The sequence below is a fragment of the Brevundimonas vesicularis NBRC 12165 genome (assembly GCF_001592205.1).
GTDB classification, from domain to species: domain Bacteria; phylum Pseudomonadota; class Alphaproteobacteria; order Caulobacterales; family Caulobacteraceae; genus Brevundimonas; species Brevundimonas vesicularis.
On the sequence record NZ_BCWM01000012.1, the window covers coordinates 72544 to 85766 of the forward strand.

Below are 13223 nucleotides of genomic sequence, written 5' to 3' on the forward strand. Positions count from 1 at the left end.
GTTGTCGCGATGGACTGGGGAGCTAGGCGCCCTCGTGAGCGGCCTCGCCCCAATGTCCGGCCTGGCGAGGCTGGCTCGACGAAGACCGGAGGCCCGAGAGCTGGCTGCGCGCCCACTCGTGCAGCAGGCTCTTGGGGTAGTAGGGGGTCCGCCCGAGGTGGGTGCAGGGCGGTCCGTCAGACCGGGTGCAGAACACCTTCGCCAGTGTCGACGGTGACCGGCGGATGCCCATACGTAGAAGCTCGGTGGACGCTTCCTTGCGGGTCAGCAGCATTTCCTCAGTTCCGTGAAGATGTAGACCGGCCATGTGGCGCTCCTTTCCGTCTGAACCAGAACTGCAACCAAGCAAGCATCGACGGAAATAAACCGCAACCGGCGGACGTAGAGAACTGATGGACGGAATGAATAGGTGACCTGTTCGATCTGTTTCGGCCTGTTCCGATCTGGTTCTGAGTAAGGAAATCGATCACAGCCTTGTGAGATGGGTCGCTTATGAACTTCGGTTTTTCTTGGATCCCGCGGAGAAGCAAGACATCAAGCGGTGGTGAATGAAGGTGGCCTTGGCGTTGCCCTCGAGTGCGGACATAGTCGAGCGGGCTTTTACGCCCATACTGGTGAACCACAGCCGTTCAGGGGAACTGCATGTCTAGCTTCACGGATCGAGCCATGAGCGCCGAGGTATCGCCCGAGCTTTTTGCGGCGTCGTTGGAAGCCATCGGCGAACTGCCTGCGGATCAACGTGGTTCGTTCGAAGGTCGCGCCTTCCGCCTGTTCAGACTACTCGAGGAGCGTGACGAAGCGGATGAGGCAGCGCTTAATGCCTTTGCCATTCAGCTTCGGCTGGAGGCGCTCGCGCGGTTGCATGATGATCGTGGTCTGCGAGCCTGGACGCTTCCGGGGGACGCCGAAGGCGCTGACTACATACATGCCGACGTAGTGGCTGCCGCGGCAGTTGAGCCGCTTCTGGCGATCGATGATCACACAGTCGGATTCGATCTCGAGTCTTTCCGCGCGCGCGTGCTGGCCGACGCGGCTGTGCGCGGACACGCCTAGCCGGGACATCCTTCGTCATGCCAAGGCGCACAAAGTCACTGAAGCGAGGTGCGGCCGGCGACGCGGCCCCCGCAGGAGATATTGCGACGCGCGCCGGCGTGGTCGCCCAGCGCCTGCTCGCGGAGCGCGGCCTCCACTATCTCGAGGATATGTTACCCGACGATGCCCGAGAGTTGCTCCGAGCGGCTTGGCGTGAGGCCGCCGAACAGATGTTCGAAGGGCGTGACCTCGATGTTGTGCAGGCGGAAATCGACATCATGATCGACAGCCTGGATATGACCGAGCCGCCACCGCCCATGCATCGGTCCGAAATGCACTGACGCCTGCGGCATCACCCCTCATCGCGGTGGAGAGACGATGACCTTCACGTCAATCAGGCCGGTCCGTGGTTTAGACAGATCGGACTGGAAGCCTGCAGGGTTTTTCAGGTGGTTGTCGGGATCGTAAACGAGGCAGATGAGCTGGTCGACTTCGCTGTTACCGCCGTAATCGACAAAGTCGTTGGCGAGTTCTTTCTTGATCTTGGTCGTGTCGGACTTGCGGACGTATTTGAGTTCCACCATCGCCCGCAGCGGTTTGAGAAAGAACTCGCACCTCGACGCGCTGCCGGCGACGGATGGGCTCCATTCCTCTTCACGCACATCCGGGAAGTAGGCGGCGAGGATCGAGCGGAACAGGTATTGGCAGTCCCACTCGTCCTTGATGGCATAAACCGCTCCACCGTGCGGGTGGGTCTTCAAAGCAAGGACACTCTCGTGGAAACGGCGGGCAAGTGTGACGATCAGGTCCAGATCCGCGGTTTCGGAACTGACTGTGGCAGCGGGTGGCGAGGGTTTGCGTGCCAAGGTGTAATCAATGGCTCCGAGAACGTGGAAAACCTGCCGGCGGGCGACGTCGACGATGTGTGGTGCGCCGACGATCTTGTGCTTGAGTTCGTAGGCGGCCTGCTCCTCGTCGAGGTCGTCGACCATTGCCTGCACGAAAGCCCGGTACGCTACGAGCCCCTGCTCAAATCGCTCAGGTGAGGCGAACATCTCATTTGGGATCCGGACGTCCGCCACAAACTCCTCGGAGTAGTGGTAGAGATTGGAAATGATATCGCGCGATGTGCCATGCCATGGATCCTTCCAGGACCCTGGGTAGCCCTTCGCATCTTGCATGGCGCCGCGAAACTCATCGTCGATCGCGATGCGGGCTTTACGAAGATACTCCAGGCTCTCGACTGCCCACTCCATCTTGTCCATCAAATAGCCCCGGGGTTGGTCTCGTCCTTAATGCGGAGCTTTAGGATGCCGTAGGCGGCTGGGAAAGTGGTGCGATCTCATGCCTACCGAAAGTCCCGCGTCCTGACTCGAATGCCCTCGAGCGACAGGTCCGGAATGTAGATGTCCCGGGCCTTGGGTGTCCGGGCGTCCGGCTTACTGCCCCGATAGACCTCGTCGCCCCGCCCATGCGGCAACCGGAACTCGCCCCTCCGGCCCAGCGACGCCAAGAGGTCCGAGCCGTCGTGCAGCCGCTCGGCGACGATGTGCACCACCTCGCCTTCGCGCTGCACCCTGCCGTCGACCACCAGCAGGCTGGCGCCCAGCACCACCCGCCGCTGCTGCTCGTAGAGGCTCGGCCAGATCACTAGATTGGCCACACCGGTCTCGTCCTCGATGGTGATGAACATCACCCCCTTGGCCGATCCCGGCTTCTGACGGACCAGAACGAGGCCGGCGACCCGGGTCAGGCGGCGGTCGCGCATGGCCGTCCCGTCGGCGCAGGTCATCACATGCCGGACCTGGAGTTCGTCGCGCAGGAAGGCCAGCGGGTGGTCCCGCAGCGTCACGCCCACATGGGTGTAGTCCTCCACCACCTCCTGACCGGCGGGCATGGCCGGCAGGGCAGCATCAGGCTCATCCACCTCCGGCACGAGTTCGCCGGCCTCCGCCGAGGCCGCCGCGAACAGCGGCAGGGGATCGTCGCGGAGCGCCTTGATCGACCACAGGGCGTCGCGGCGGGACAGGCGGAGCCCCTCCAGAAAGGCGTCGGCCTCGGCCAGTCGCGTCAGGGCCCCGACGGGCGTCATGGCCCGTCGCCACAGATCGTCGATGCCGGCGAAGGGCCGATCCCCGCGGTTCGTCACCAGCCGGGCCGCGTCCCCGTTGGCCAGGCCCCGCACCATGCGCAGTCCCAGCCGCACCGCGAACCGGTCCTCCCGCTCCGTGGGCTCCAGGGTGCAGTCCCAGCGACTGGCATTGACGCAGACCGGCCGCACCTCGACCCCGTGCTCGCGGGCGTCCCGCACGATCTGGGCCGGCGCGTAGAACCCCATCGGCTGGGCGTTGAGCAGGGCGGCGCAGAAGACATCGGGATGCCAGCACTTGAGCCAGGAGGAGGCGTAGGCGATCAGGGCGAACGACGCCGCATGGCTTTCCGGGAAGCCGTAGGATCCGAAGCCTTCCAGCTGGCTGAAGGTCTTCTCCGCGAACTCGGCCGTATAGCCCCGCTCGACCATCCCTCCGACCAGCTTGTCCTTGAAGTGGCTGACCCCGCCGGTGAATTTGAAGGTCGCCATGGCGCGGCGCAGCTGATCGGCTTCCGACGCGGTGAATCCGGCGCATTCGATCGCCACCCGCATCGCCTGCTCCTGGAACAGGGGCACGCCGAGCGTCTTGCCCAGAACCTCCTCCAGTTCCGGCTTGGGAAAGACGACCGGCTCCTTCCCCTCGCGGCGCCGCAGGTAAGGATGGACCATGTCGCCCTGAATGGGGCCCGGTCGCACGATGGCGACCTCGATCACCAGGTCATAGAAGGTGCGCGGCTTGATGCGCGGCAGCATGGCCATCTGCGCGCGGCTTTCGATCTGGAAGACCCCGAGCGTGTCGGCCTTGCGGATCATGGCGTAGGTCTTGGGATCCTCGGCCGGGATGGAGGCCAGGTCCAGATCCATGCCCTTGTGATCGCGCAACAGGTCGAGACCGCGCCGCATGCAGCTGAGCATGCCCAGCGCCAGGACATCGACCTTCATGAACTTCAAGGCGTCGATGTCGTCCTTGTCCCATTCGATCACCTGACGATCCTTCATCGCCGCCGGCTCGATGGGCACGAGATCGTCCAGCCGGTCGTCGGTCAGGACGAACCCGCCGGGATGCTGGGACAGGTGGCGCGGAAACCCGATCAGCTGTCGTGACAGGTCCAGCGCCAACCTCAGACGCCGGTCCTCCAGATTGAGGTTCAGCTCCTCGGCGTGCCGATCCTCGACCCCCTCCGACGAATAGCTCCAGACCTGGGACGAGAGGGTCTTGATCAGGTCTTCGGTCAGGCCCAGCGCCTTGCCGACATCGCGCAGGGCGCCGCGCGAGCGGTAGCGGATGACGGTGGCGCACAGGGCGGACCGGTCCCGCCCATAGGTGTCATAGATCCACTGGATCACCTCCTCGCGGCGCTCGTGCTCGAAGTCGACGTCGATGTCCGGCGGCTCCTTGCGCTCCTGACTGACGAAGCGTTCGAACAGGAGGTCGTTGCGCCCCGGATCGATGGAGGTGACGCCCAGCACGAAGCAGACCGCCGAGTTGGCGGCCGACCCTCGCCCCTGACACAGGATGTCCCGGCTGCGGGCGAAGCGGACGATGGAGTGAACGGTCAGGAAGTAGGGCGCATAGCCCAGGGTCTCGATCAGTCCGAGCTCGTGTTTCAGCGCCGCCCGCACCTTGTCAGGCAAGCCTTCCGGATACCGGTCCGCCGCCCCCGCCCAGGTCAGGGCCTCCAGCGCCTCCTGCGGGGTCTGTCCCGCCGCCGCCTCGCGCGGATACTGGTAGGCCAGCTCGTCCAGGCTGAAGCGGCAGAGATCGGCGATCTCGACCGTGCGCGCTAGGGCCTCCGGATAGCGCGCGAACAGTCGGTGCATCTCGCCCACCGGCTTCAGGTGCCGGTCGGCCGTCCGGCTCCGGCGAAAGCCCACGTCGTCGATGGTGCAGCCTTCCCGGATACAGGTGACGACATCCTGCAGGATCCTGCGGTCGGGATGGTGGAACAGAACGTCGTTGGTCACCACCGTCCGCACCGCCGCGGCCCTCGCGGCTTCGCAGAGCTGATGCAGTCTCATCTGGTCGCGCGGCCGCCGATGCAGGGTCAGGGCCAGATGGGCGTCGTCGCCGAAGACTTCGACCAGATGCACCAGGTTCCGACGCGCCGCCGTCAGGCCGTCGGGGACCAGCACGGCGATCCATCCTTCGCCCCAAGTCTCCAGGTCGTCCCACCCGAGCCGGCATCCGCCCTTGCCCGCCCGCCGCTTGCCCACCGTCAGCAGGCGACAGAGCCGGGCGTAGCCCGCCCGGTCCCGGGGATAGACGAGAATCTCCGCCCCATCCTCCAGCACGAGACGGCAGCCCACGATCAGCCGAACCCCGGTCGCCCGCGCTGCCTCGTGCGCCCGGACGATGCCCGCCAGACTGTTCCGGTCCGTCACCGCCAGCGCGTCGAGCCCACAGGCGGCCGCCTGGGCAAACAGCTCCTCGCAAGAACTCGCCCCTCTCAGGAACGAGAAGTGGGACGCGCATTGGAGTTCGACGTACGACATGGGCCCAACGGGAGGTTTGTTCCCGTTATGTTCACATTCTTCGACGCCAGGAAAGCGAGATCACTTTCTTATTCAGGGGGCGGTGGCGTGTGACCGAGGGCGATGGCCTTCTTTCGCTGGGCAGGACTAAGCGCTGCCCAGAACCTGTGCACGCGTCCAGTGGGCATCGACTGTAAATCGTCGATGTGCTGCTGACGTTTGAGCTCGACCTTGAAGAAGCTGGGCTGGTGGTCGATCCCATTGGTCTTCAGACGCCAGAAGACCACGTTTGCGTATTTCGGCGTCAATGTCCCGTGCCGCTTGTAGTATTCCAACGCGCCTTCAAGGATCGCGTTGTTCTCCGCAGCAGCCAGCTTCTCCAGCGCGGCGATGCAGGCCTTGAGCTGCATCTCATTGGTCAGTTCGGTCAGTCGCCGCTTGGCCTCCTGTGGCGTCAGTCGGCGTCCTTCCTGGACGATGGCGACGTCGAACTTCAGAATGCAGTGTGACCCGACCCAAAGGGTCTCGTCGGTCCGCTCGTTGCCGATCTCGAAGTGGTAGCGGAGCCCTTCCTGACCGCAGAGGCGACAGGTCTCGACCGGCGCGCCGTGGTCCTCGGTCCGCTCGGTGAACCGCCATTCGCGGAACGCCGCAGGCAGGGTTTTGGCGATGGACAGGGGCAGGATGCTGTCGCGCACCCGGCTGGTGTAATGCTCCACGTCCCTCGCTCCCTTCCGGCCCGATCGATAATCTAGACGTGCAACGCAGACCGACGCTATCCCAACTGTCGAGGCTGCCGGGATTAAAAAGTCTTCGTTCCAGCCAGCTATTGGCGTTCTTGCAGGAATCCGTACAACTAACCGCTGTCCGGCGAAGCGGAACGCCGTTGAAGTTAGGGTCGGGGTTGGCGGCGATAAACAACACGGCGGCGCCGCAGGCGGCCGGCTACATCCTTCAACTCGAAAGGGCGCTTCACCATCTGGCCCATGCCGGTGTGGGGGCCGTGATCGCCGTGGAACATCTGGACGACGTGGTCGTCCTCAAGGATGGTAAGGCCGTCGTTCAGGAACAGGACAAGAGCACGGCGACGCCCAGCGCCCGATTGCTCTCTGACCGCAGCAAGGCGATCTGGCGCACGCTGGAAATCTGGTTGCTCCAGCAGGAGACGCCTGAGGCGATCGCCTGCGAGCGATATCTCTTCTTCGTCAATCGGCCTGTGGAGACGGCCATTTCCACCCTCTTGAAGAAGCGCAAGCTTGGCGAGGCGAGCGCGGCGCAGGTGTTGGTCGCCCTGCGAGCCGAAGGCACGGCGCCGTCCAAGAAAACGACCAAGGTCACACAGGCGCAGGCCTTGATCGACCGGGTGCTACAACGCTCCGACGACGAACTGCTCGACCTGATCGGACGCATCGAGATCGTCGAGGCCGGCGACCCGGCAGAGGATCGCGCCGCCATGGCGAACGGCCTCGGTTTGAGCCCCAGGGCGAATGCGGAGGACATTCTGGACGGCCTGCTCGGATGGCTGACGCGGCTGGTGCGTGAGGAATGGAATGCCGGGCGTCCCGGAATGGTGTCGCGTGCCGCGATTCTACTCCAGAAGGATGCCCTCCAGGCTCGCCAGGCGCGGAGCCGCCTTCTTCCGAGGGCGGCCTCGGATGTACGGGTGTCCGACGCCGATCGTGCCGGCGCCTTGTCGCGGACGTTTGTCGAGCACCTCGGCCGGATCGAAGCCCAGGATGAGGATGTTGTCGACGCCGTCGATCATTTCCTGAAGTTCAATGCCGAAAAGCACCGGCTCGTCATCGAGGGCGAGGTCGCCGACGGGGAATGGCGCGATCGGGGTGACCGCCTGCGCACCCGATGGCAGAATTTGATGCGGCGCCGAACCCGGGAGATGAAGCCCAAGCCGCCGACGGAGATCGGACAAGCCGTGCTCGCCGACGCCACTTATGATCACCAGGAACCGCTGGATGGTCAGCCCTGCGGCGAGCTCTACATGACGTCCGGCCACTACCACCGCCTGGCAGACGAGAATCAGGTCTGGTGGGACCCTAACTATTCCCCGGAGCCCTCCGGTGAAGATTGATCACGAGGAACTGCTGGCCAGAAACCCGGCTCTGATGGCCAGCGCCTTCTGGCATGTCGCCCAGCGCCACGCCGGCAAAGCCCATGGCGCGCCGCCGATCCTGCCCATCTTTGTGGTCAGCGCCGCCCTGCTTCTTCACCGCGCGACGGTGGACAAGGTCCACGGCATGAATTTCGACAGCGGGTTCCTCAAAGCCGTCGTGGAGCGGCCCGACTTGCTCGCCGGCCTGCAACGCCGTGTGGAGGCGCATGCCGACACCGCGCTCAAGGCGCTGCAGGTGGGTGTCGCCTCGGGCCTTCTGATCCGCGAAGGCGGAGAAGGCTTTCCTCGCTTCAGGGCGATGAGCGGCGCCGATCTTCCGCAAGCTATCCGGGATCTCGACCCCCCGGTCTCTCACGTCCTGAGCGCCGCCAAGCGGCTCGGGACCTGGTTCGCCATGGACGGCTTTGAAGCCGCCCAGCGACAGCTGAACATCGAGTTCTGACCCATGAAGCTCTTCATCCGCGAAATCATCATCTGGCCGGAAGACGTTCGCTTCGAACCCCGGACGCTGACCTTCGACCCGGGCGCGGTGTCGGTGGTGACCGGATGGAGCGGCACTGGCAAATCCTCGATCGTCAACATCATCGACTATGTGCTCGGGTCGGGCTCCTGCTCGATCGCTGTCGGTGTGATCCGCAACGCGGTTTCTTGGTTCGGACTAACCATCGAAACCGACGCCGGCCTTATGAGGATCGCCCGCCCTAAGCCGGCGGCGCGTCAGGTGTCCGAGGAGATATGGCTGCAACAGGGGCCTGAGGTGGAGCAGCCCCTGCCCATGCGCCCGGCGGCGAACTCCAACGTCGCGCGTCTTAAAGCGCTGCTCGACATCTATTCCGGCCTGTCCAATCTGGCGCTCGATCCGGAGAAGGACAAAGGCTTCGGCGGGCGGGCGAGTTTCCGCGATCTGGCGGCCTTCAACCTTCTGCCACAACATGTCGTGGCCAATCCCTACACGCTCTTCTTCAAGGCGGACTCTTCGGAGCATCGCGAGACCTTGCGCCACGTGCTGCCTCTCGCTTTGGGGATCGTGACCAACGAAGACTTGGTGAGACTCCATCGCCTTCGGCTGCTGCGTGACGAATTACGCAAGGTCGAGACAGAGCTGCGGACCCGGCGCAACGCCATCGACAACTGGAGCGCAAACGCACGCGGCGCCTTCTTCCGCGCCCAGGAGCTCAGTCTCGTGCCGCCCGGAGAGCCGCCCGGAGACCTGCGCGGGCTGCTCTCGGTGCTCGCCGAGGTGGTCGCCGCCGGCGGTCAATCTGTCGCCGCTCCTGGCCGGGTCACGGCTGCGGTGACCCGGCTGGACGACATTCGTCGTCAGGAGCAGGCGCTCGACCAGAAGATCGGCGCCGAACGGCGTCGCCTACGCAAGCTGCGCAGCCTTTCCCGAGCGGTGGTCGACTATGCCGATGTGCTGGCTGAGCAGTCGGCGAGCGTGAAAGGTGTCGGCTGGTTCAAGGCTCATGTCGCGGGAGAGTCCTGCGTTCTGTGTGGATCGGACACCGAAGCGGCGAAAGACGCCCTGGAGGAACTGAACGACCCGATCGCTGAGCTGCAGAGCCTCTCGACTGGCGCGACGACCGCTCGGCCTATGGTTGATCGTGACCTTATCGCTGTTCAGGGCTCCCTGCTTCAGGCGGAAAACGATCTTCAGGCCCTGCAACGCACCCGACGCGAGTTCGAGGCGCAGGTCGATAAGGAACGCGGCCAGTCGCAGAGCCTGGAGAACATCTTCAGATTTATCGGATCGACCGAACAGGCCTTGCGCATGCTCGGGGATATCCAGGGTGACGAGGGTCTGGAGGCCCAGGTCGCCAAACTTCGCGGCGACATCCGGGATATCGAGCGGCAAGGCAACGACGAAGAACGCCGCCGCCGCGCTTCGGACGTCCATGCCCGTATCTCAAGCTACATCGTCCGCTTCATCGAGCATCTCGGGATCGAAGGCGCCGAAGGCCGGCCCATGCTCGATGAGCGCGAGCTGAATCTCCGGTTCGAACGCGAGGGCGCCAAGGGCGCGGATTTTCTCTGGGAAATCGGCAGCGGCGAGAACTGGATGGCCTACCATCTCGCCGCCCTGCTCGCGCTTCACGGGGTCTTCCTCAATCGTCTCCAGAACAATCCGGTGCCGACCTTCCTCGTCATAGATCAGCCGAGCCAGGTCTATTTCCCGAGCGACACCTTCGAACAGATCGTCACCGGCGAAGCCGATCTTGACGAGCCTGGAGAGTCGATTGGCGCCGCTCGTGGGCGCAAAGGTCGGCTCGGCGATCTGGAGAGTACGCGCAAGATTTTCGCGAGCCTCGCTCGCGCGCACGGGTCGTTCAACTCCCGCCTGCAGATCATCGTGCTGGATCATGCGGACCATCATGCATGGGGCGACATCGAGGGCGTCAAAGAGGTGGCCAACTGGCGCGGCGAGGCCGATTTCCTCATCCCCTCGCACTGGTTGGCCGACGAGGCCGCTCCCGACGCGCCCAACGAGGTGACCCCGGATTGACGCGACAATCGATCACCCGAACAGTCCATGGATAAACCAGGCTTGCGACCCCGTCCGACCATCTTCGCCGTCGCCAGCCCGGAACAACCAGAACCGCCGCCCCACCTCATCCTCAACCTGGAAGTAGTCACGAACGGCCCAGACCTCGGCGTCCCGCCGTCGCCATTCTCCGAATATCCTTTCAGGGCCGTCCGCGCGGACTACCCGACGCCGTACGCCTCGCCATGTGAAGTGGGTCGGGGGATTGTCGGGCAGCAGGGCCATGGTCTCGACGGGCTCGGGCCGCTTCAACAGGCGTGCGGGACGCGGCCAATCCGGCGTCCAGTCCAGAACCGGAGCGACAGAAAGGGGCGGCGCCTTGCCGACGGAGCGCTCGGGCACGTCGCTCTCGACCGGGACCAGTCGATACAGGCGCTGGGCGCCGATGCGGTTGGACAGCATATCGACGAGATCCGACAGGTCTGGCCCCTCGGTCTCGCCCAAGGCGCTCTTGCCCCACCGCCAATCGAGGGGTTCGGCCTGGACTGCGGACAGGGTCATGCGCTCGATGCCGAACCCCGGATCGATCTTTTCGATCCGGTCGGTCAGCAGGCGCGACAGCCGGGCCGCATCCCGGGTCGGTCGGGCCAGGCCCACCCTCTGCGCCTCGACCCGGTTGTCGACACGGACGCACAACCAGTCCAGCCGTCTGGCTCCCAGGCTCAGGATCTCCAACGCCGCGCACAGTTCCGAGGCGAGCGCCGTGACATGGCGCTCGAGGGTCTCCGGCGCGCCGATCGGCTCCCCGAACACCCGCGACACCGTCGGGATCTCCGGCGCCTCGACCGGGACGAGCGGCTCGTCCACACGCCCGTAGGCCTGGTCGATGCGACGGCCGAGGTCATGACCGAACCGGAGCGTGAGAGGCGCGCGAGGCCGATGTGCGACGTCGGCGATCCGGTCGAAGCCCATCCGGTGCAGATGCGCGATCAACGCCTCCGGAAGCCGCAGCGCCGCCAGCGGCAATCCTGCGATGGCGGCGTCGACGGCGTCGGGCGCGATCATACGGTGCGCGCGTCGGAAGCGGACCACGGCATGGGCGGAGCCATAGGTCGGACCGATCGCGGCGTCGGCTTCAATGCCTTCCTCCTTCAGGCGTAGGATCATGTCCGCCAGCATGGCGGCCTCCCCGCCCTGAAGGTGGGCGGCCCCGGTGGCGTCGATGGCGAGGCCATCCGGCGGATCGGGCTGGCAGACGGGGGCGTACCGGCGCATGGCCCAGACGGCGAGACGACCGAGCGCGGCCTCGTCGCCCGCCGGATCCGCCACCCGAACGTCGAGGCCGGGGATGAGGGCCTGAGCCTGGGTCGCCGCCATGCCGACGCGTGCGCCCTGGGCCAGCGCCGCCGTGTTGGCGGCGAGCACGATCCGACGGCGCCCGGACCGACCCGCGAGGATCAGGGGAAGCTCAGGCGGCGGCGCGACGTCCGCCAGTCCGCGTCGCAGACGATCGACGGACCAGTTCGGCAGGTAGAGCGAGACGACCCGTCTCATCACAGGCTTCCAAGGTGAAATCCGCGGCCTCGGCGCCGCGACAACGGATGAGTTCGACGAACCAGCGCGCCCGCCCCACGCCGGGCACGGGCAAGGGCGAGGAGGGGGCCGGGCTGATGCGCCAGCGCGTGGCGGAGGCGGTGTGCTGACCGAAGTCGGCGGCTTCCGAAGCCCGTCGCCATCGGCGCACCGCCAGACCCAGGCCGCCCGAGTCTTCGGCGGCCAGTTGCAGCCGTCGGGACGCGACGAGACTGAGGCGGGCGGTCTCGGCCACGACGGCGGCCAGACCGGGATGACGAAGGCCTTCCTCGAAACAGGCGAGAAGGGAAGGCTCGTCCCCGGCCTCGACATAGATCACCCGGTCCGGCCCCAGACCGGCCTGACGCAGGGCCGGTGCGAAGAGGTCGGGGCGGGTTACGCACCACAACACCTGGCCGGGCCGCCGGGCGGCGATGCCTGCGGCGAACAGGGCGGCTGCGGCGCCGTCCACGGCCTCCTCGCCGCCGCCTGCGATCTCATGAACGGCGCCCAGTGAAAGACCGCCGCTGGGGAGATGGCGATCGAGATCTTTCACGCCGAAGGGCAACACCCCGGTGGTGTTCCGGCCGCCCTGTTCAAGGGCGCGGATCCGATCGCGCAGGATGTCGAGCCCGGCAGGCAGGCGGGCGCGCATGAGAAGCCTCCTGTTCCCAAGGCTGATGAATGTTCCTGTAATGTTCTGGTTCTGTATGATGCGAAGAGTCAACCTTCGCTCATCTCTTATCCCCTTCGCCGGACGACCTGTGGACCGCGCGCCAGGACGGCCAGGGACGGTCGCCGCTGGCTTTTTCAGCGAAGTCGGCGATCAATGGGGCGGTAGACGGAGGTCCGCATGTGCAACGAGTATCAGCTCATCCTGCCGTTCGACGAGGTGATCGAGACCTTCAACCGAACCGGCGACCGTCTCGTCTTTCCCGGCGGCATGCCCAACTTCGGACCCATGGCCTCGATCCGTATCGGCGACCGGGCGCCCATCATCACGCGAGGCCCCGATGGCTCGCAGCTGATCGTGTCGCCCTGGGCCTGGAAGTCGCCACAGGGAAGACCCGTGTTCAACTTCCGATCCGACGGTCGATCCTTCGACGGCGTCACCCGCTGCCTGATCCCCACCGACGGCTTCTTCGAGTTCACCGATGCCGAGCCGGGTCAGAAGCGCAAGACCAAGTGGCGGTTCACCATGGCCGACGCGCCGATCTTCTGGGTCGCCGGCCTGGTTCAAGACGGCGCCTTCGCCATGCTGACCACCGAGCCGGGACCGGACATCGCCCCCTACCACGACCGCCAGATCGTCCTGCTGAGACCCGATGCGGCCCTCGATTGGCTGGACCTGCGCAAACCCGAGGCCGAGCTGCTGCGCCCCCTGCCGGAAGGCAGCCTGTCTGTCGAGAAGGTCTTCCCGGAAGCGGCATGAGTTCGGCAAATCG

At 65.4% G+C, this 13223-nt stretch carries 12 protein-coding genes; 5 read left to right on the forward strand and 7 right to left on the reverse strand.

Annotated elements, in window-relative coordinates:
- Nucleotides 1–22 precede the first annotated feature (22 nt).
- Nucleotides 23–307, reverse strand: a complete 285-nt coding sequence (locus BVE01S_RS11070) for a hypothetical protein (protein WP_035308711.1) — start codon at nucleotides 305–307, stop codon at nucleotides 23–25.
- 359 nt (nucleotides 308–666) lie between these two features.
- Here BVE01S_RS11070 and BVE01S_RS11075 point away from each other — a divergent pair, with 359 nt between their 5' ends.
- Nucleotides 667–1053 (forward strand): hypothetical protein, encoded by a 387-nt coding sequence (locus BVE01S_RS11075; RefSeq protein ID WP_054764216.1) that lies wholly within the window; start codon nucleotides 667–669, stop codon nucleotides 1051–1053.
- A 152-nt stretch (nucleotides 1054–1205) separates the two neighbouring features.
- Here the strand turns inward: BVE01S_RS11075 and BVE01S_RS16815 are convergent, their stop codons facing one another.
- The 4 genes from BVE01S_RS16815 to BVE01S_RS11095 all read right to left on the reverse strand — a co-directional run bounded on the left by BVE01S_RS16815 (nucleotide 1206) and on the right by BVE01S_RS11095 (nucleotide 6315).
- Entirely contained in the window at nucleotides 1206–1385 is a 180-nt protein-coding gene (locus BVE01S_RS16815; RefSeq protein ID WP_155988133.1) for a hypothetical protein, read from the reverse strand.
- 6 nt (nucleotides 1386–1391) lie between these two features.
- Nucleotides 1392–2297 (reverse strand): PD-(D/E)XK nuclease domain-containing protein, encoded by a 906-nt coding sequence (locus tag BVE01S_RS11085; protein ID WP_066627522.1) that lies wholly within the window; start codon nucleotides 2295–2297, stop codon nucleotides 1392–1394.
- Between the two features lie 83 nt (nucleotides 2298–2380).
- The gene (locus tag BVE01S_RS11090; protein ID WP_054764215.1) at nucleotides 2381–5617 is read right to left on the reverse strand and encodes an error-prone DNA polymerase; all 3237 of its coding nucleotides are present in this window, start codon (nucleotides 5615–5617) and stop codon (nucleotides 2381–2383) included.
- A gap of 68 nt (nucleotides 5618–5685) precedes the next feature.
- Nucleotides 5686–6315 carry a hypothetical protein gene (locus BVE01S_RS11095; protein WP_035307865.1) on the reverse strand — a complete coding sequence of 210 codons (630 nt, stop codon included), beginning with the start codon at nucleotides 6313–6315 and terminating at the stop codon, nucleotides 5686–5688.
- A gap of 185 nt (nucleotides 6316–6500) precedes the next feature.
- Between BVE01S_RS11095 and BVE01S_RS11100 the strand changes: the two genes are divergently transcribed.
- The 3 genes from BVE01S_RS11100 to BVE01S_RS11110 are packed head-to-tail and all read left to right on the forward strand — an operon-like array spanning nucleotide 6501 to nucleotide 10227.
- Nucleotides 6501–7682, forward strand: a complete 1182-nt coding sequence (locus BVE01S_RS11100; protein WP_035307863.1) for an ABC-three component system protein — start codon at nucleotides 6501–6503, stop codon at nucleotides 7680–7682.
- On the forward strand, nucleotides 7672–8166 hold the full coding sequence (locus BVE01S_RS11105; RefSeq protein WP_035307862.1) for a three component ABC system middle component: 495 nt from the start codon (nucleotides 7672–7674) through the stop codon (nucleotides 8164–8166). The genes BVE01S_RS11100 and BVE01S_RS11105 overlap by 11 nt, the downstream gene beginning before the upstream one ends.
- Before the next feature lie 3 nt (nucleotides 8167–8169).
- Nucleotides 8170–10227 carry a DUF3732 domain-containing protein gene (locus BVE01S_RS11110; RefSeq protein ID WP_035307860.1) on the forward strand — a complete coding sequence of 686 codons (2058 nt, stop codon included), beginning with the start codon at nucleotides 8170–8172 and terminating at the stop codon, nucleotides 10225–10227.
- A gap of 12 nt (nucleotides 10228–10239) precedes the next feature.
- On the opposite strand, the gene BVE01S_RS11115 is transcribed toward BVE01S_RS11110, so the two are convergent.
- Both BVE01S_RS11115 and BVE01S_RS11120 read right to left on the reverse strand, forming a co-directional pair.
- Nucleotides 10240–11760, reverse strand: coding sequence for a Y-family DNA polymerase (locus tag BVE01S_RS11115; protein ID WP_054764214.1), 1521 nt, complete (start codon nucleotides 11758–11760; stop codon nucleotides 10240–10242).
- Complete coding sequence (locus tag BVE01S_RS11120) at nucleotides 11675–12433, reverse strand: ImuA family protein (RefSeq protein WP_035307855.1); 759 nt, start codon at nucleotides 12431–12433, stop codon at nucleotides 11675–11677. Before BVE01S_RS11120 ends, BVE01S_RS11115 begins: the two co-directional genes overlap by 86 nt.
- A 198-nt stretch (nucleotides 12434–12631) precedes the next feature.
- Here BVE01S_RS11120 and BVE01S_RS11125 point away from each other — a divergent pair, with 198 nt between their 5' ends.
- Nucleotides 12632–13210, forward strand: a complete 579-nt coding sequence (locus tag BVE01S_RS11125; protein WP_066627524.1) for an SOS response-associated peptidase family protein — start codon at nucleotides 12632–12634, stop codon at nucleotides 13208–13210.
- Nucleotides 13211–13223: the final 13 nt, after the last annotated feature.

Coding starts and splice junctions, on each gene's coding strand:
- BVE01S_RS11070 (WP_035308711.1), bottom strand. CDS start 307: ATGGCCGGTCTACATCTTCACGGAACTGAGGAAATGCTGCTGACCCGC.
- BVE01S_RS11075 (WP_054764216.1), top strand. CDS start 667: ATGAGCGCCGAGGTATCGCCCGAGCTTTTTGCGGCGTCGTTGGAAGCC.
- BVE01S_RS16815 (WP_155988133.1), bottom strand. CDS start 1,385: ATGCCGCAGGCGTCAGTGCATTTCGGACCGATGCATGGGCGGTGGCGG.
- BVE01S_RS11085 (WP_066627522.1), bottom strand. CDS start 2,297: ATGGACAAGATGGAGTGGGCAGTCGAGAGCCTGGAGTATCTTCGTAAA.
- BVE01S_RS11090 (WP_054764215.1), bottom strand. CDS start 5,617: ATGTCGTACGTCGAACTCCAATGCGCGTCCCACTTCTCGTTCCTGAGA.
- BVE01S_RS11110 (WP_035307860.1), top strand. CDS start 8,170: ATGAAGCTCTTCATCCGCGAAATCATCATCTGGCCGGAAGACGTTCGC.
- BVE01S_RS11115 (WP_054764214.1), bottom strand. CDS start 11,760: ATGAGACGGGTCGTCTCGCTCTACCTGCCGAACTGGTCCGTCGATCGT.
- BVE01S_RS11120 (WP_035307855.1), bottom strand. CDS start 12,433: ATGCGCGCCCGCCTGCCTGCCGGGCTCGACATCCTGCGCGATCGGATC.
- BVE01S_RS11125 (WP_066627524.1), top strand. CDS start 12,632: ATGTGCAACGAGTATCAGCTCATCCTGCCGTTCGACGAGGTGATCGAG.